15 protein-coding genes and 2 pseudogenes are annotated in these 17,693 nt (G+C 62.4%); 3 read left to right on the top strand and 14 right to left on the bottom strand.

Annotation, left to right across the window (positions count from 1 at the left end; genetic code table 11):
- Positions 1-12 precede the first annotated feature (12 nt).
- A complete protein-coding gene (locus tag ACWAT3_RS11830) occupies positions 13-852 on the top strand; it encodes an alpha/beta fold hydrolase (RefSeq protein WP_460798672.1) in 840 nt (279 codons plus the stop codon).
- A 595-nt stretch (positions 853-1,447) separates the two neighbouring features.
- On the opposite strand, the gene ACWAT3_RS11825 is transcribed toward ACWAT3_RS11830, so the two are convergent.
- The 4 genes and pseudogenes from ACWAT3_RS11825 to ACWAT3_RS11810 all read right to left on the bottom strand — a co-directional run.
- Entirely contained in the window at positions 1,448-2,218 is a 771-nt protein-coding gene (locus tag ACWAT3_RS11825; protein WP_460798669.1) for a sugar phosphate isomerase/epimerase family protein, read from the bottom strand.
- Between the two features lie 31 nt (positions 2,219-2,249).
- On the bottom strand, positions 2,250-3,131 hold the full coding sequence (locus ACWAT3_RS11820; protein WP_460798668.1) for an NAD-dependent epimerase/dehydratase family protein: 882 nt from the start codon (positions 3,129-3,131) through the stop codon (positions 2,250-2,252).
- Between the two features lie 112 nt (positions 3,132-3,243).
- A pseudogene (locus ACWAT3_RS11815) lies at positions 3,244-3,792 on the bottom strand (zinc-binding dehydrogenase); the annotation flags it as partial.
- Between the two features lie 138 nt (positions 3,793-3,930).
- Positions 3,931-4,335: pseudogene (locus ACWAT3_RS11810) on the bottom strand (alcohol dehydrogenase catalytic domain-containing protein); the annotation flags it as partial.
- Positions 4,336-4,489: 154 nt separating this feature from the next.
- Between ACWAT3_RS11810 and ACWAT3_RS11805 the strand changes: the two are divergent.
- Complete coding sequence (locus ACWAT3_RS11805; RefSeq protein ID WP_460798667.1) at positions 4,490-5,698, top strand: MFS transporter; 1,209 nt, start codon at positions 4,490-4,492, stop codon at positions 5,696-5,698.
- Positions 5,699-5,741: 43 nt separating this feature from the next.
- Here ACWAT3_RS11805 and ACWAT3_RS11800 read toward each other — a convergent pair whose 3' ends face one another.
- The 5 genes from ACWAT3_RS11800 to ACWAT3_RS11780 all read right to left on the bottom strand — a co-directional run bounded on the left by ACWAT3_RS11800 (position 5,742) and on the right by ACWAT3_RS11780 (position 10,508).
- Entirely contained in the window at positions 5,742-6,854 is a 1,113-nt protein-coding gene (locus ACWAT3_RS11800; RefSeq protein ID WP_460798665.1) for a Gfo/Idh/MocA family protein, read from the bottom strand.
- Positions 6,855-6,899: 45 nt separating this feature from the next.
- On the bottom strand, positions 6,900-7,301 hold the full coding sequence (locus tag ACWAT3_RS11795) for a nuclear transport factor 2 family protein (protein ID WP_460798664.1): 402 nt from the start codon (positions 7,299-7,301) through the stop codon (positions 6,900-6,902).
- Positions 7,298-8,098, bottom strand: a complete 801-nt coding sequence (locus tag ACWAT3_RS11790; protein WP_460798662.1) for a carbohydrate ABC transporter permease — start codon at positions 8,096-8,098, stop codon at positions 7,298-7,300. Before ACWAT3_RS11790 ends, ACWAT3_RS11795 begins: the two co-directional genes overlap by 4 nt.
- A 31-nt stretch (positions 8,099-8,129) precedes the next feature.
- Positions 8,130-9,107 carry a carbohydrate ABC transporter permease gene (locus tag ACWAT3_RS11785; RefSeq protein ID WP_460798660.1) on the bottom strand — a complete coding sequence of 326 codons (978 nt, stop codon included), beginning with the start codon at positions 9,105-9,107 and terminating at the stop codon, positions 8,130-8,132.
- Positions 9,108-9,179: 72 nt separating this feature from the next.
- On the bottom strand, positions 9,180-10,508 hold the full coding sequence (locus ACWAT3_RS11780) for an ABC transporter substrate-binding protein (protein WP_460798659.1): 1,329 nt from the start codon (positions 10,506-10,508) through the stop codon (positions 9,180-9,182).
- A gap of 216 nt (positions 10,509-10,724) precedes the next feature.
- Between ACWAT3_RS11780 and ACWAT3_RS11775 the strand changes: the two genes are divergently transcribed.
- A complete protein-coding gene (locus tag ACWAT3_RS11775) occupies positions 10,725-11,765 on the top strand; it encodes a LacI family DNA-binding transcriptional regulator (protein ID WP_460798657.1) in 1,041 nt (346 codons plus the stop codon).
- Between the two features lie 6 nt (positions 11,766-11,771).
- Here the strand turns inward: ACWAT3_RS11775 and ACWAT3_RS11770 are convergent, their stop codons facing one another.
- The 5 genes from ACWAT3_RS11770 to ACWAT3_RS11750 all read right to left on the bottom strand — a co-directional run bounded on the left by ACWAT3_RS11770 (position 11,772) and on the right by ACWAT3_RS11750 (position 17,640).
- Complete coding sequence (locus tag ACWAT3_RS11770; RefSeq protein ID WP_460798656.1) at positions 11,772-13,028, bottom strand: ROK family protein; 1,257 nt, start codon at positions 13,026-13,028, stop codon at positions 11,772-11,774.
- A 71-nt stretch (positions 13,029-13,099) separates the two neighbouring features.
- Complete coding sequence (locus ACWAT3_RS11765; RefSeq protein WP_460798654.1) at positions 13,100-14,077, bottom strand: aldo/keto reductase; 978 nt, start codon at positions 14,075-14,077, stop codon at positions 13,100-13,102.
- Between the two features lie 413 nt (positions 14,078-14,490).
- Positions 14,491-15,393 carry a beta-keto acid cleavage family enzyme gene (locus ACWAT3_RS11760; RefSeq protein WP_460798652.1) on the bottom strand — a complete coding sequence of 301 codons (903 nt, stop codon included), beginning with the start codon at positions 15,391-15,393 and terminating at the stop codon, positions 14,491-14,493.
- Entirely contained in the window at positions 15,390-16,904 is a 1,515-nt protein-coding gene (locus tag ACWAT3_RS11755) for an MFS transporter (protein ID WP_460798651.1), read from the bottom strand. The genes ACWAT3_RS11760 and ACWAT3_RS11755 overlap by 4 nt, the downstream gene beginning before the upstream one ends.
- A complete protein-coding gene (locus ACWAT3_RS11750) occupies positions 16,843-17,640 on the bottom strand; it encodes a hypothetical protein (protein WP_460798649.1) in 798 nt (265 codons plus the stop codon). The genes ACWAT3_RS11755 and ACWAT3_RS11750 overlap by 62 nt, the downstream gene beginning before the upstream one ends.
- Between the last annotated feature and the right edge of the window lie 53 nt (positions 17,641-17,693).

Below are 17,693 nucleotides of genomic sequence, written 5' to 3'. Positions count from 1 at the left end.
CAGGACGCCGGCGTGCGCCTCGGATACACCGTCGCCGCGTCCACCCCGAACCCGACGAAAACGGTCGTGCTGCTGCACGGCGCGCCCCAGACCCGCCATGCCTGGCGGCACGTCCTGATCCCTCTCGCTGACGCGGGGTACCGGGTCATCGCGCCCGACTACCGCGGCGCCGGCGACTCGACCAAGCCTCGTAGCGGCTACGACAAGTGGACGATGGCCGGAGACATCCACCACCTCGTCCACGACGTGCTCGGCGTCAAGGGGCCGGTATCCCTCGTCGGCCACGACCTGGGATCGATGCTCGCGCTCGGCTACGCCCTGCGCTACCGGGATGACGTGCTCAGCGTCACGTTCATGGAAGCGCCGCTCCCGGGGACGGACTACTATGAACAGCGCAAGGTCGCCAAGAGCGCCTGGCACTTCGATTTCCACTCGCAGCCCGACATCGCCGAGTATCTGACACAGGGCAAGGAGCGGTGGTACGTGCAGCGCTTCTACGACGATCTCACGTATCAACCCAACGCGATCACGAATGAAGACGTCGACACGTATGCGCGCGCGTTCGAAGCGCCTGGCGCGATGCGGGCCCTGTTCGAGATCTACCGGGAGCTTGATCACGATGCTGAAGTGCACCGCGCGGCGATCGAACGAGACGGCAAGATTACCGTCTCCGTCCTCGCATCGGGAGGCGGGGCGCAATCGCTCGCGTCGAACTATCTCCCAATGTGCCGCGAGATTGCAGAAGACGTGCGCGGCGAACTCATACCCGAATGCGGCCACTGGGTTGCCGAAGAACGGCCGGAGCACTTCGTTCGCATGTTCGTCGATTTTGACACCGACGTTCGAGCGTGACGCGACCCGATGATGAGCGCGGGCCGGATGACGCGGCGAAGGAACCATGAACATCACGACGAGAACTGTCACGTTCAACGACGGCAATTCGATCCCCAGCTCGGACTCGGCGTCTGGCAGTGCAGGGTTCATCCGATCCATCGGGCCATCGACAACTTCCCCGAGGCGCTTCTGACGCGACTTATCGACGAGACCGGTGTGACACCGGTGATCAACCAGATTGAGTAGTATCCCTGTCTGCAACAGCAGCGTCGGCGATCAGTCCACGCAGGGGGCGGGCATTCGGGTCGACGCGTGGAGCCCGCCCGCACGGAACCAGGTGCTGCAGGATCGGGCGGTCAAGATAATCGCCGTCAACACGCCGCACCATCGGTTCAGGTCATGAACCGCTCGCATCTGCAGCTCGGGAACGTCGTGATCCCAGATCCGTGAACCCCGCTCGCATCAATCAGAGGTCAGGCGTCTTTGAGGTGCTCCTCGATGACACCGACGTGATATCGAGGGCTAGACTCTAGCGCGGCGAGCGGCTCGGGCCGGATCTGTTGACGCTGAACTGACGTGTGCGCCCGGGTCACGCATGTCAGAGGAGGGGTTGTCATGCATTTGCGATCCATCCGGAGAGCGTCGTGAGACTGCGTCCTGCCGCCGAGATGACATCGCCGAGGAACTCGTCGAATTCGACAACGTAGACCTCGGCATGCGGTGCCGCCGCAAGTATTCCTGCCCAGTCTATGATGCCTTCACCAACGGGGAGTTGGTCCATTCGATCGGTGGAGAGGAGCCCGTCGGCGCCGAGTGGCGCGTCTTTCAGGTGAAGGAACCGGACCCGATTTCCCAACGTGCGAAGGAGTGCAGTGACATCCGCGCCGGCGATCGCCGCCCAGTAAGTGTCAACCTCGAGTGCGGCATTGCGGGGTAGGCGGGCGGACAGGTATTCGAGAGCCGTCTTCCCGTCGACCGTGTTCTCCACCTCCCAAGCGTGATTGTGGTAAGCGAACTCGAGTCCGTACGCACTCGCGTTGGCCGCAGCTTCGGCAAGCTCGTCCGCGACGGCCTCGACATCCGACTTCGTCGTCCAGCGCTCTTTCGCCACAAACGGATCGATGATGGTCTGCACGCCGAGTTCCGCTGCCGCCGACAAGATCGCATCCTGGTTGCCCTCGGTGAGTCGGGCATGCGCGGTCGTTGCGGCGATGCCGTTCGCGGTGAGTTCACGCGCGATATCCTCCTTCCACGCGACGATGTTGTAGAGCTCGACAGACTCGAACCCGATCTCCCTCACACGAGCCATCGAGCCCGCGAAGTCATATTCGAGCTCGCGTCGAATCGAATAAAGCTGTAAGGCGATATTCGGTGTGAGCGTCATGGCCGGTTCCTCCGCTTCCGTGGGTTCGCGATCAGCTGTTCGCGATCGTGTCGCGCCAGCTGTGTTGAGGTTTCCAGCCGAGCACCCGCTCGGCCTTGGAGATGTCTGTTGTGCCGCCGACACCCTCGATTCCGCTGGTGACGGGTACCTCCGGAAACACTTCTTCCAAGAGGTCCATGGTCGGACGTGTCATGACCGTGTCCGCGGCAGCGATATTAATCGCCTCAAACCCGCTGCCTTCCCACGCGAGCGCCAGCCGCACGGCGGTCGCGGAATCGCGAGTGTCGACATAGCCCCACATGTTCCAGCTCTGCGCATGTGGATCGTCGTGCAACTCAGGGAACCGCGCGAAGTCTTGCTCGTCGAGGATGTACGAGAAGCGCAACCCGACCATCTTCAGCTCTGGATCGCGCCGCGTGAGTTGGCGTGCGAGCTCTTCTTCCAGGACTTTGGCAAGCGAATATTCCACGTTGCCCTGCGCCGCGTACTCCTCGTCCATCGGAACATACGGCGGGCGGGTTGTGCGGAACGGATATCCGAGGAGCGTCTCGCTTGACGCCCACACGACATTGCGGATGCCGGTGATCCGCGCCGCCGTGAAGACGTTGTACGTCGAACCAAAGTTGTTCATGAAGGTTGCTGCATTCGCAGCCTTCGTTGCGCCGGGGATCGCCGCGAGGTGCACGACAGCATCCACGCCTGAGTGCAGTTCGTCGATGCCGTTGAACGCCTCTATGACACTTCCGAGATCCGTCAGGTCGATGCGGGTGAAGCTGACGCCCGGTTCCTGCTCGCGCGGTGGCACCGTATCGAAGCCGTACACCTGCCAACCCGCGCCCGCGAGCTCACGCACCACTGCTCGTCCTAGCCGGCCGCTGCTTCCGGTGACGGCGACCCGTTTCTTCACGTCCATCGTTGTCTCTCTTTCGTGCTCCATTGAACGTCGCTGTACGGCGGTCTCACGCCTCAGCAAAAACCTACGCAAAGTAAGTATTCACGATAGGTCGTGGCTGCGCAAGCATCCCTCATGACAGTTCTCGCGAGGCGATGAGCGCCTCAATATCGAACGAGGCAGGATCGCCGTTGGGGTGAATGACGATCTTGTTCGAATCGCCTGACAGCAGCTCGATCACCGGGGTGAGGTCGCCGAGCGGGAACCGATGGCTGATGATCCAGCCGATGTCGATTCGCCCGCTGGATAGAAGCTGTGCAAGGTCCTCCCAGGTATCCCACATGCGGCGACCGAACACGCCCCGAAGGGTAATTCCCTTCTTGTTGATGTACTTCGCTATATCGATGGGAATCTCGTACCCGGGATGCCCCACCGTGACGATCGTTCCCTCGTTGCGGACAGCCTCGAAGACAGCGGGGAATGCGGCGGGTGCCGCGCTCACTTCGAATGCGACATCGACACCGCTGCGGTGCGCATATTTCGCCGCGACGTATTCGACGACCGGCCCGCCGGGTTCGAAGACCGTCGCGCCAAGTCGAGCGGCATGCGCTCGGCGGTACGGGTTGGGCTCGATGGCGATGACCTCGCAGGCCCCGAGATGGATTGCGTACTGAATCAAGAGAAGGCCGAGCGGTCCGCATCCGGATACCAACACGGAGGCACCAGCGACGCTGAGTCCGCTGCGTTGCACGGCATGCCACGCGACGCCTGCGGGCTCGAGCAGACACGCCAGTTCGAGCGACATGTCGTCGGGCAAAGCGAAGCAGATCGACTCTGGAACAGCCACACGTTCTGCGAATGCTCCGTCGAGATGCATCGCGAGGATCTGCATGTGCAAGCAGTTGTGGGCGTTCCCGGTTCGGCACATGAAGCAGGCCTCGCAGGGGACATGGGTCTCCAGCGCAACTCTGTCTCCCGGCATGAAGCGCGTCACGTTCGCGCCGACGGCGATGACGACACCGGATGCCTCGTGGCCGAGTACCACGGGCACCTTCACGTTGAACGCGACGGCCGATGGGGTCCATTCGTACATCTCACGGTCCGTGCCGCATACCGACACCGCAGCGATGTGGATGAGGACGTCATCCGCAGCGATGACCGGTTCAGGGTAGTTCTCGTCGATGACCACGCCGGGGCTCGCCTGATTCTTCACGATTGCTTTCATGTCTCCGCGCTTCGAGTGGGGTGAATGTCGGTGAGAGGACCAGCGACACGTCGATTCTTCCCCGCGTACTCACCCGTGCACCCGACGGATTAACGCCCGAAGCGGGCATATTCATGGCGGGGAACAGATCGACACCTGTGCCTAAGGTGCAGTGATGATCTCTGCCCACGACGACTTCAGTTCCTCTCGAGACGGGGGCGGGGCGGCCAGCGGTCGGATCCCGGCGCTCGTGTTCGTCCTCGCCCTCGCCGGCTTCCTGAGCGTTGTGACAGAGCTGCTCCCGGCCGCACTCCTGACGGACATCTCCCGAGACTTCGACGTCCCTCTGGCGTTCGCGGGCTCGATGACATCGACGTATGCGATCGGCACCCTGTTAACCGTTATTCCGCTCACGCGCTTCGCGATCCGCTTTCATCGACGTGGCGCGATAGCGGCCGTTCTGGTGCTTTTTGCGGTCAGCAATGCGATCGTGGCGGTGAGTCCGACAATCGTGGTTGCGCTCGGCGGGCGATTCCTCGGGGGTGTCGCCCATGGCGTGTTGTGGTCGCTCTTGCCCGCAGCCGTCGAACGGATTGTGTCGGCGCGTGCGCTTCCACGCGCCATGGCGCTTGTCTTCGCTGCCAACAGTCTCGCGATCGCAGCGGGTGCGCCGCTCGGTGCGGTCCTCGGCCACGCTGTCGGCTGGCGGACGTCGTTTCTCATCGTTGCGGCCCTCGGCGTCGTGCTCGCCGCGATTGTCGGCGCCCGTCGCGGCCACGAAGATCCTCAGTCCGCAGCGAAGGTCTCGCTCTGGCAAGCCACTCGAGAACCTGGCGCCCTTCTTGCGTGCTTCGCATGGGCTTTGCTCATGCTGAGCACCTTCACAATGCTGACGTTCATCGATGCCTATGCCTCCCGGCCCGAGCTTGAAGGTGACATCAGCGAGCTCGCTATCGCGGTCCTGGGGATCGCTGGAGTCGGAGGCGTGGCTCTGGCGGCGCGTCTCACGCGCCACAAACTTGACGTCGGAATCGTAGGCGTGCCGGTGACGCTCATCGCGGCTTTCGTTCTCATGGTGGTCGCGCCGACCTCGCCCGTATGGGTCCTCGTGTTCATCGCACTCTGGGGCGTTGCGTTCTCAGCGACTGTCTACGTGTATCAGCGGGCGGTGCTGGTGCTCGGATGGCGAGCGCCGGAGACCGTGAATAGCATCTCTGTCGTCCTGAACCAGATGGCGATCGCGGTGGGCGCCACGGTCGGCGGCATATTGGTCAGCACGGTCGGTATCGCGCAGCTTCCTCTCGGAGCAGCAGGCTTCGCCGCGATTGCATTGCTCCTCGTGCCTGCAGTCAACCGCAGGCTCAAAACCGTCACATCGGAGTGATCCGACGCGTCGCGTCGGATCACTCCGATGTGAACTCGCCCGCCTAGAGCGTCGCCTCGAACGGATCCCAGTCTTCGGGCAGCGGCAGCAGTTCCGGAGTGCTGCTTGTGACGCTTACCATCGAGCGGGTCTCGAGGGATTCTTCCGTCGCGGCCATCGCGTCAAGGATGTGATATCCGAGCTCGGCTGACGCACGGTGCGGCTCGCTCGCACGAAGAGCGCGCGCCATCTCCACCACTCCGGTGCCACGCTCGGCGCGAAACTCCGGGGTCAATATTTCAGTCCATTCGTTCGTTCCGTACCCAGTCACAGTGAGAGCCCCGGTGAAGTGACTGGGGTCAGGAACGCGCAGAGCACCCTCGGTGCCGCTGATCTCAATCCAGCCGAGGCGCTTGAACGGAGACTCGAAGCTGTACACGCTCTGGGCTACTTGGCCACCGGTAAAGCTCGCGATCACCTGGACGTTCGTCGCGATCTCAACCGGAAAAACTTCGCCAGCTTGCGGACCCGTGGCCACGACACGCGTAGAGGTCGCCGTTGTGCCGACTGCGCCGATTGTCTGGAACGATCCAAAAAACTGGGCGAGCATGGCGTAGTAATACGGCCCGCGATCAAAGATCGGCCCCGCGCCACGGGCATACAGGAATGAGGGGTTCGGATGCCAAGATTCGATCCCGGGGTCCTGCATCATGGTTGTCGCCGAGACCGGCTCGCCGATCGCGCCGCTTGCAAGCAGCCGATGAGCGCTCTGGATCCCCTGGCCAAGGATGGTGTCCGGTGCGCTGCCAACGCGCAATCCGAGGTCGGCCGCGCGATCGATGACACTTTTGCCGCCGTCGCGGTCGATCGCGAGGGGTTTCTCGGTCCACACGTGTTTACCGGCGTCGAGAATTGCCAGCGACACGGGGACGTGAGCCGCGGGGATGGTGAGGTTGATCACCAGCTCCACGTCGTCGTCACCCAGGACCTCATCGACGGTGCCGCCGTAGTTCAGTCCGTGAAGCTCCGCTTGAGCGCGGGCGCGATCAGGATCGCGGTCGCCGATACCTCGAACGTCAATGTCGGGAAAGCTCGTAAGGTTGCGAAGGTACTGATCGCTGATGAAACCCGCACCGATGACAGCGACGCGTAAGGGGTTATTGGCCTGCGTAGTCAACGCGGCTCCTTTCTATAGATGTGTAGCCTGCCGCGATCCCGCGACTCACCGCGGGATCGGAAGCCCGGTGGCGGTGTCCAACATCTCTTCGACCTCGACGATCAGGCCGTCGTCATCGAAGTGGAAGATGCACCAGATGTGCATCTCTCCGACGACGACCTGCCGAAAGACCAGGTGGAGTCGGGCGAGTACACGCGTCGGGTCGAAGAATGGCTCGATCGTCGTGTTGATCTCGTACGGCGGTCGCACGTCGAACTTACGGGCGGTGATTCGAACGAGTTCGTCGATCCCTTCTACCGTGCGTGCCGCGTTGAAGGGGAACGTCTGACGCCCTTCGGGATGCCACATCTCACGCCACGTGTCGATATTGCGGTCGCGCTCCGACTGATAGAACGCTTCCACCGTACGAGTGTTGCGCTCGCGCTGCTGATCGTTTGTCGTCGTCATTTCACTGCTCCTGAAGCTAGTCCCTGCACGATGTGCCGTTGCACGAGCAGGAAGGCGATGAGAACGGGAAGCGAGATGACCACCGATGCGGCCATCATCTCGTTCCACCTGGTTACGTCGAGGCCCTGATACGCGTTCAAGCCGACGGCGAGAGTGCGAGTCTGAGACGTGGTGAGGACCGACGCGAAAAGTACTTCGCCCCAGCCGCTGAGGAAGGTGAACACGCCCACGGCCACAATGCCCGGACGTACGACCGGCAGCACCACGCGAATGAATGCGCCGAATCGACTCATCCCGTCGATCATCGCCGCTTCTTCAATCTCGACGGGAACCGAGGCGAAGAACCCCATGAGCATCCATGTCGCAAACGGGACCGCGAACGTCATGTAGGTGATGATCAATCCGGCGTAGGAGCCGGTCAGGTGTATGCCGGTCAGCTTCGCCACCTGCGTGAACAGCAGATACAGCGGAAGAAGGAAGAGGATGCCTGGGAACATCTGCGTTGACAACACCAGCAGGCTGAAGGGGCGTTGACCGCGCCACCTCAAGCGTGCGATCGCGAACGCGGCGAGGATCGCGATGGTCAACGACAGTGCTGTTGACACGGTCGTGACGATGATGCTGTTCACGAGGTACTGCGCAAGCGGCACCGACTTCCACATCGTGAAGTACGCCGAGATCGTGAACTCTTTCGGCCACCATGTGAACGGTCCAGTCACGTCGGAGAGTGGCTTGAAGGAGGTGATGAGAATCACGTAGAGCGGTACGGCCACTCCGAGAGTGATGAGACCGAGCACCACGCCTCTCGTGACCTTGAAAGCGACGGTCTCACGCATGGCCTGGCTTCTCCTTCGGCATGACGAGGCGGATATAGACGAGCGACACCGCGAAGAGCACGACCAGCAGCAATGTGCTGACAGCGCCACCGAGGCCGAAGTTCCAGGTGCCGAACGAGAACTGGTAGATCAGCGGGGAGATGAGGAGGGCTTCGGGTGGACCCGATGGCCCGAACAAGATGTACGGGATCGTGAACTCGTTGAAGGCGCGGAGGAACATCAGCAAGATCATCACGACGTTTGCCGCACGAATGTTCGGCAGGGTGATCGAGAAGAACTGACGGAATCGACCGGCGCCGTCAAGCGCGGCCGCTTCGAAGAGCTCTTCGGGTACAGACTGCAGGGCTGCGAGCTGCAGCAAGAAGGCGAACGGCCACGTCGACCACACGGTCGCTGCGACCAGAACGAAGAAGGCGTTCCCGCCGATCAGCCAGAACGGCCGATCGCTCAAGAGCTGTAGATCGTCAACGAGGATCGAATTGACGATGCCATTGCGCTGATTGAACATGAACGCGAATGTGGTCGCGCTGACGAAAACCGGCAGTGCGTACGGGACGAGGAAGAGGGTACGGAGAATACCGCGACCCTTGAACGCCGTATTGACGAAGTACGCTGCGGCGGTGCCGATGACCCAGCACAAGCCGAGGACGAGCACGGTGAAGATAACGGTCCGCCCCAGGCTTCCGAAGAACTCCGAGCCGATGGCGGTCGTGGGATTGAGCCCATTGATGAAGTTCGTCAGGCCGACGAACGGTGCTTTCGTCCAGTTGTTGATCGTCAACTGGTTCAGTCCGATAAAGGCGATCCAGATCCCGAGAATCATCGGGATGATGTGGATGAACATCTCCGCCAGGAAAGCCGGTGCGACCAACCCATAGGGCAAGATGTTTCGCCGCGAACGACGCTTCGCAGGTCGCTGTTTCTTGTCCGGCTCGGACTCTGTCGACTGCGGGCTCATGAGCGTGGCCATGAGATCTCCCAACTTGTGAACTGCTCAGTGATGGAAGGGGCGAGGCGACCCGCGCCTCGCCCCTTGTGCGGCTTACCCGGCTGCGTTGAGCTGCGAGTTGGCTTCTTTCAAGACCGCTCGGATCTGATCCTCGGTGACTGTGCCAGAGAGCGCCGCCTCTGAGAACAGCTGTTTGATGGCGTCGCCGACGAGCGTCTCCGCCTGCGCAGTCTTCGGTGTCAGCGGGAAGGTGTCTGCGTGCTCAGTGATCACCGTTTCACGGGCCTCGAAAACTGCGTCCTTCTCGATGTCGGGGGATGCATAAGCGTCAGCATTGACCGGCAGGATTCCCTGCTCATTGGCGAGGGCGATCTGCGCACTTTCGTCCGTGAGGTACTTGACGAACTGCAGGGCCTGCTCGGTGTGCGGCGACGCGCCAAAGACACCGATGTTCGCTCCGGCCACGTGACTCATGATCGGATCTCCCACGAGGGGGTCTGCGAGCGGGACAGGAGCTGCGGCGAAGTCTGTGAATCCGGCTGCTTCGAAGGCGGGCAGCGGGTTTCCACCGATGAGCATCGCGACTCGACCGTCTGCCATCGACTGATAGACCGGGGTCTGGTTCTGGTTGTCAACGTCGCCGGATGCCATGACCTGATCGACCGTCATCCAGTCGGTCATTTCCTTCGTGGCGGCAACGAGGCCGTCAGAATCGAGCGTGCCCCTGTCGTCAGCGTCGAACATCTCTCCGCCGTATTGGCGGCCGAGAGCGAAAATCACGTGCGAGAGCTCAGTGGGGTATCCCGCCGAGAAGCCGAATCCCCAGACATCTGGACTGCCGTCGCCGTTCGTGTCCTGGGTGAGTTTCTGACCGTCCTCGACGAACTCATCCCAGGTCTCCGGCGGGCCGTCGATCCCTGCTGCTTCGAACATCGAGGGGCTGTAGAACAGCGTGTTGACGGTGTTCATGAGTGGCAGGAAGGAGGGGCCACCCTCATCTGCGCCGCCAGCAGCAGCAAGCGACGCGTCGACGAACTTATCCGCGCCTCCGAGGTCGTTCATCTTGCTCTCGTCCAGCTGCACGAAGGCTCCAGTGGACGCGAGCGTTGGCGTCCACGTGGTGCCGATGCTCATGACGTCCGGACCCGTGCCGCTAGATACTGCGCCGAGGATCTTGTTGTAGTAGTCGCTCCAGGGAGTGATCTCGATCTCGACCTTGATGCCGGTCTCTTCCGTGAACTTGTCCGCAATGGGCTGGTAGATCTCCAGATCCTGCTCGATTGTTGCAGCCTGGTTGGTTGCCCACCACGTCAGCGTGACGTCTTCATCGCCCCCGCTGTCGCCGCCTTGCGCGCAGCCAGCCAACAATGCGCCGGCCGCAACTGTCGCAACAACGGCTCCAATATTCCTCTTGCCTGACATCTCAGTACTCTCCCTTGAGCGGTAGTGGTGCTGTGGGTGAGGACGATGACGACCGTCCTCCGAGGATGAAGGAGAGACCGCACCTTCATCCGTAGACTCGAGTCACGATACGTACGCCTCCGTACGGCTTCAATGACCGGATTCCGCCCGATCAGGGCAGAATGCGGTCGGATACAGACCGGTATAAATCCGCTGATTAGGTGCAAAAATCGGCCCGTGGCAGAAAAGGTAGCTCCGCTGAACAATGGCGGTCGTTCAGCCGCCGACCGTGCGCCGACGATGAGCGATATTGCGCAGCACGTCGGCGTCTCTCGGCAACTCGTCTCGCTCGTCCTGCGAGGCGACGACGGGCCCAGCACGCAGTCGCGCGAGAAGGTTCTGAGCGCCGCCGCGACCTTGGGATATCGGGCGAACGCATCAGCGCGCCTTTTGAGGCAAAAGCGCACTGGTCAGCTGGGAGCGTTGTTCACGATGCGCAACGCCTTCGAGTCCAAACTCGTCGACGAGTTGCTCGCTCAGAGTGACGGTTCAGGCTACGGGCTGCTCCTTGCTCCGATCACTGAGCGTCGCACAACGGAGCAAGCGCTCGAGCAGCTCCTTGAGAACAGGGTGGAGGCTATCATCGGCTTCACTCCGTCGGAGGATCGCGGTTCCTTGCCAGCCCGCGCTGACACGACGCCGATCGTATGGCTCGGCGGGCCGGCGCCAGATGTCGACAACGTGCACATCGACGACCATGAAGGCATGCGGCTTGCCATCGAATACCTCATGCGTCTCGGGCATACCGAGATCGCGCATCTCCGTGGAAACGACGGTCCCGCTGGCAAGGAGCGGGCGCACGCATACGCGATTGCCATGGAACGCGCCGGACTCGCCGCGTTTCGAGACGTCGTCGGTCACGGCTTCACCGAAGAGGATGGGGCTGCTGCCGCGAGTCAACTCCTCAACCGTTCGCGACTTCCGACTGCCCTTCTGTGCGCAGGCGATGCGAGCGCCGCAGGCGCGCTGGCGGTATTCCGCGCTCGAGGCGTCCGCGTATCCGACGACGTCTCAGTCATCGGTTGGGACGACAGTCGCCTCGCCCGGCTGAGCTACCTGTCGCTCACCTCAGTCAAACAGGACATCGAGACGACTGCGCGGTATGCGATGCAACTCGTTGGACGCCGCCTGTCGAATCCGTCTGCCGCCGGACAGATCGTGCTGACGGCCCCGGAACTGACGGTACGAGCATCGACGGGGACTGTTCGAGCTCCGTGAATCGACTCAGGCCGCGTGAACGGAAGACCTCAGCTCGCTCAGCCGATTGGTGCGACTGCGACGCTCGATGAGCTCCTCGATCCGGTTTGCTGCCATCGCCGCTTCGCAGCCCAAGACGATCGCGCCGGCGACTCCAGCGTGTGCGCCGAGCGGCGCGAGCGAGATGGTGAGGTTGCGGGTGGCGAGGGAGAGCGCGCGGCTGTACACCGCATTTCGAACGCCGGCGAGAAGATCGTCGGACGCCGCGGCGAGATCTCCGCCGATCAGCACGCGCGCGGGGTTGAAGAAGTGGACGAGTGAGGCCACGACATCGCCGATCGCTCCGGATGCTTCGTGCACGAGAGCAATCGCTCGCGGATCGCGATGGCGAACGCCGTCAACGAAATGCGTCACGGAGTCGGGTTGTGCAGCACCCGGGGGGGACCAACGACGTGCGAGCGCCGAGAGCGAAGCTGCTGCTTCGAGGCATCCGACGCGTCCGCAGGGGCACTCGGCGTCTGACCCGAAGATTCGCAGGTGGCCGATGTCTCCGGCTGCGCCGTCAGCGCCGTTGATCAGGTCACCGGTTGCCGAGACGAGACCGGCGCCGATGCCGTAGCCGACCTTTATATAGAGGAGTGGGCCCGAGGTCGCGCTCGAGCGTGCTTCTCCGAGCGCGCGAGCGTTGACGTCGTTCGCGACCAAGCCCACGCCACCGAGCACATTCTTCACGTGATCTACCACGGGGTACGAATCCCACCCGGGCATGATGGGTGGCCGAACAAGTGTGCCACGTCGATCATCGACGGGGCCGGGCACGTTGACGACCGTGACACGATAGCGCTCCGCGAGGTTGGTTTCTTCAAGAAGTCGCTCAGCTTCGGCGATCGCCGCATCCAGACTGACGCGCGGCCCTTCCGAGAGTCGGCTCGGCAACTCAACCTGTGCGTGCACTCGCTGGCCCAGATCGGCGACGGCGACGCGGACGGTGCGGCTACCGAAGTCCAGCGAGATCACGACGCCGAATGTCGGATCGATCTCGATGAGTTCCGCAGGACGGCCACGGCCCACCGCGCCTCTCAGGCCACCTTGGCGGATGGCGCCGATATCAAAGAGCGTCGCGAGCGCCCCATCGACGGTCGTGCGCGCAAGCCCGGTCGTACTTACGAGCTCGGTGCGCGTCTGGGCGGCGCCGCACGCGATCAGTCGCAGGAGGGTGGCGCCGATGACGGACCGGCTTACCCGCGCAGACAGCGCGGGTACCTGCAGTCGTAGAGCTTCCATGACATTCCTCAGTTCTTGGCTCGTGCCAACCGGATGTGTGAGCGAGGGAGACGCTTCGCGTGGGGAGCGACTCAGAACGGTTCGGGTAACCTCGGCGTATACGGCGCCGATAGCGAATCGAGCTCCGCTGCGGTGAGCTCGATCTCGAGCGCGGACACTGCATCGGTTAGGTGGTGTGGCTTTGTGGCGCCGACGATCGGAGCGGTGACGCCGGGCTGAGCCATGAGCCAGGCCAGCGCGACCTGAGCGCGAGATGCCCCTCGACTGTCGGCGATTGTAGCGACCGCTTCGGTGATGGCCCTGTTTGACTCATCGTGCCCGCGGTAGAGCTTGCCGACGATCGCATCGCTATCCATGCGGGCAGCTCTGGCTTCCCAGTCGCGGGTGAGGCGTCCTCGAGCGAGAGGGCTCCACGGAGTGATGCCGATCCCTTGGCTGCTGCAGAGCGGAATGAGTTCCCGCTCGTCTTCTCGTGCGAGGAGGTTGTACTGGCTCTGCATCGAGACGAACTCCGCCCATCCCTCTGCTCGCTGAATTCCGAGGGTGGTGGCAAACTCCCACGCGTACATCGAGGATGCGCCGATATACCGAACCTTGCCCGACCGGACGACATCGTCCAGGGTGCGCAGAGTCTCGCGCACTGGTGTGCGGTGATCGAATCGATGGATGATGAGCAGGTCGACGTAGTCCGTGCCGAGCCTACGCAGGCTGTTGTCTACTTCCTGCAGCACAGCTTTGCGAGACAGGCCATGTTGGTTGGGGCCGGTGCCGACGTCTCCGAACACCTTCGTTGCAATGACGACCTGATCGCGGACGGCGAAGTCGCGGAGCGCTCGTCCGACGATTTCCTCGCTCATGCCATCGGAGTACGTGTTGGCTGTGTCGAAGAAGTTCACACCCAGCTCTACCGCGCGCTGGATGAAAGGCCGGCTGTCTTCCTCGCTGAGCGTCCAGCCGTGCGCACCGCGTGCTGAGTCGCCGTAGGACATGCATCCCAGTGCAATGGGCGAGACCTCGAGCCCAGTGTTACCCAAGTGCGTATATTGCACGATTTCTCCTTGCCCGCTCACGCGGGAGCGACGATTGTCGTCCGCTCAGGGAAATCGAACGACGGTGTACGTTTCGGCGAGCTACAGGAAAGTACATCCGCTCCGGGGTGCGGCTGATCCGTTGAGTTAGCTCGTTCCAAGTAACGGTATACGTATACAGGTGGTCCCGCAATACCTTCTCGGAGTTAGTTTCCGATGCGCTCGCTCGCAAACGCTCAGGTACTCCGATCGTGGGATTGGGTATCTGTGCGAGAGTACGAATGAGGCGGTCGCGGTGACCAAGGGATGTGCGAGATTGGTGTGCTCCTGCCCAGCAGAAGCACACCAATCATGACCGCCGTCGCGAAGCGCCGATATGCGGGTTTCACGGATAGACCGAGATTCTGCCGATGTTCGAGGCGTGATGTCGCCGGCTACACGCGAGACTGGATGCCGAAGATCTCGCGCGTCTGTGCCGGGGTCGCGATGCTCCGGCCGAGCGTCTTCGCCATGTCGGCGACGCGGGCGATGAGCTCGCCATTGTTCGGAAGTCCGAGCCGCGCGTACGGGTCGTCACCCAATCCGACTGCGATGTGACCTCCGAGGGATATTGCCCACGCAAACATCGACATGCCATCACCGTCGCGAACGTGTACCGACCAAGGTTCGTCTCGAGGGGCGGAGTCGAGAAACGCCTGCAAGTTCGCGAGGGTTGGCGGAGGGCCACCCGGCACTGCGTCGCCCGTGAACCCGAAATGCCAATATGACCGTGCAGGGAGCAGTCCCTTCTTGCGCATGGCGAGTGCCGTCCTGAGGCCGCCAGCGCTCCAGACAACCGGCATGAGTGTAACGCCGTTGTCGCGGAGGATGACGAGGAGCTCTTCGAGGTAGCCGATCCGGTTCAGCACGAAGTTCGAGTCGGTGAGGAACCTCCTCTCGGCGTCCAGCCACACATCGTTTCCGTACGCGCCGAAGTCGACGGGGACGAAATCGATCGTCGTGGCCGGATCTCGGTTCAATTCGAGAATGTGCGCTACGCGAGACGGCGCGTCGTTTTGCGTGCTCATGAAACCGAGAGTCGGATGCAACACGACATCCGAGACCGCTCTGATTCGCTCGACGACCTCGCGATAGAGCTCAACCGAGCCGGGGTGCTCATCGCCATCGACATCGGTTGCGTGCCAATGGATGATGGACGCGCCTGCTTCGACCGCGCGAAGCGCCTCGGCCACGATCTCGTCGGAGCCGTAGGGCAGTGATGGATTCGCACCTCGCCGCGTCGACTCATTCAACCGTGCCTCGATAACGAGCGGGGCTGGCTTCTCGGCCGAAGTCATGAGGTTCGTTCTCCGGCGTGCGTAGCTTCAGCGCCGATTGGCGGAGTCGTAAGTTCCGCAGCGCTGTCGTCGTGGAGATCCTGTCTACGGAGGAGCAGCGCCGTGACGACCGCACCCGCTGCGAGAGCAAGCAGGTACCAGGTGGGGGATGTAATCAGACCGGTCTGCGCGATCAGGAACGTCGCGATGAACGGCACGCTGCCACCGAAGAGGGCATTCGGGATGTTGAAGCCGATCGCAACGCCGGTACCGCGAATCGCGACCGGAAAGAGTTCCGGCATAGAGACTGCGGAAGCAGCGAGATAGACGGCAGCGCTCACACCGAGAAGGAGCTGACCGATGATGGTGAGGAACGGATTCCCGAGCGTCATGATGAAGAACACGGGGAAAACGAGGATTGCGAACGACACGGATCCCGTGATGAGAATCGGGCGCCGCCCGATCTTGTCCGCGATGATCGCAGCAGTCGGGAGAGTGATCATGACGGCGACCGCAGCGATGAGCGTCGAGATGAGGCTGAAGGTCGCACCGTATTCGTTGACGGTACCGATGTAGGTCGGCAGGTAGGTGAAGACGGTGTAGAAGGAGCCGGTGTGCAAGGCGCCGATGCCGACGATGAGCCACAGAGGGCGAGCGCGCGAGAAGAGCTTCTTGACCGGGTGCGGTTCCACCCGCCCTTCGGCGACAAGCTCAGTGAACTCGGGAGTGTCTTCGAGGCGAGCGCGGATGTAGAGCGCCACGATCGCGAGAGGAGCGGCGAGGAGGAAGGGGAGGCGCCAGCCCCATTCGTTCATGCCGTCGACGCCGATCGAAGCAGTGAGGACCGTCACGATGAGCAGGCCGATGGAGAAGCCGACCGCTGAGGCGAAGGTGATCCAGCTCATACCGAACGCGCGGCGACCTCCTGCGGCATATTCGAGCAAGAACGCGCTGCCGCTGGCATACTCGCCGCCGGCAGACAGCCCCTGCAAGCACCGCAAGAGCACCAACAGAGTCGGAGCAGCGATCCCGATCGAGGCGAACGACGGCAAGAGTCCGATAAGCACAGCGCAGGTAGACATCATCGTGAGCACGATCACCAGCACGCGTTTGCGCCCGATGCGATCGGAGAGCGGGCCGAAGATGAAGCCACCGATGGGTCGCGCGAGGAATGCGAGCCCGAAGACGGCGAACGAGCTGAGCAGGGATGCAGTTTCGTTGTCGGCGGGGAAGAACTGGTGGCCGATATAGACCGCGAGAAACCCGTACACCGCGAAGTCGTAGAACTCGATTGCGTGCCCGATAGTTCCGCCGACGATCGCTCTCACGCGGTGGGGCGTGTGTGTCGTCGTCGGGTTCAGTGTGTTTGTCATGGTGATGTCCTTATTGCTTCGTCGCGAACAGGGGGTAGAGGTGCAAAGCGAAAGCGTGGTCACGCGTGGCGCGTCGCCTGATGAGTCGGCGCGCGCCTTACGCGATATCGAGCAGAGGTACTGCAGCGGCAGAGTCCTGCTGTCTGAGGAGCCGGTCAACGTACGCGACCTCGAGGATGAGCGAAGGCAGTGCCTGTTTGAACCAGGACAACATGTCGCTGATGTCGGCGGCGTCGTCGGGGCTGTAGCCGAGCGCCTCGGGGCGCGGGACAATCTCCTTCGGCGAGTACTCACGTGCGAGCTCAACCAACGCGAGCTGCGCCTCGAAAAAAGGCGTGGTTCCGGCGAGCGGGCGCACGCGATCCCACGTTATAGCGACCGTCTCTTGCGAGACCGAGCTCAGGGACTTCTTCCAGAAGCCCGGAACGACGAAGCTGCCGTGTAGCTCGGCAATGTCGTCGGCGAGGCGTCCTTGGCCGACGGTGTCGCTCTTCGGCGCTGTCGCCATGACAGTTCGCCTTTCAACGGAAGTCGCGTCTATCGCGAGCACGAAGAGGAGATTCCGGGGATTCGACGTTTGATAGTTTCGCGCGTGCTGCGCCACCACACTGACGTCGTCGCCGAGATGAAGGTCGTTCGGTGGGAAGCGTGCAACGAGCTGATTCGCCAGCTGCGCAGCTTCGCGCTCGAACTCAAGCGCGCGCGGCCCAGAAATGACGTGCACAGCTGTTTCGATGCACGTGTCGAAGTAATGCTCGTACGACGCCAGCGCTTGGTACAAGGCAGGCACGTAGTCGACGCCGAGTCCGGCGCGAATATCGCGGTAGGCGCGTTCAACCTGCGGTCGGGGTGATGCTTCTGAGACCAGCCCGATCTCCATCCAGCGTTCTTTCATCTTTTTCCTGTCTTCGCTCGTCCCATCGCTGGGTGCGGCGCGCTCTCCGGTGA

This window comes from Microbacterium sp. GXF0217 (assembly GCF_054798195.1).
Note: the sequence above shows the minus strand (reverse complement) of the source record. Positions and strands in the feature narration are given on the sequence as shown.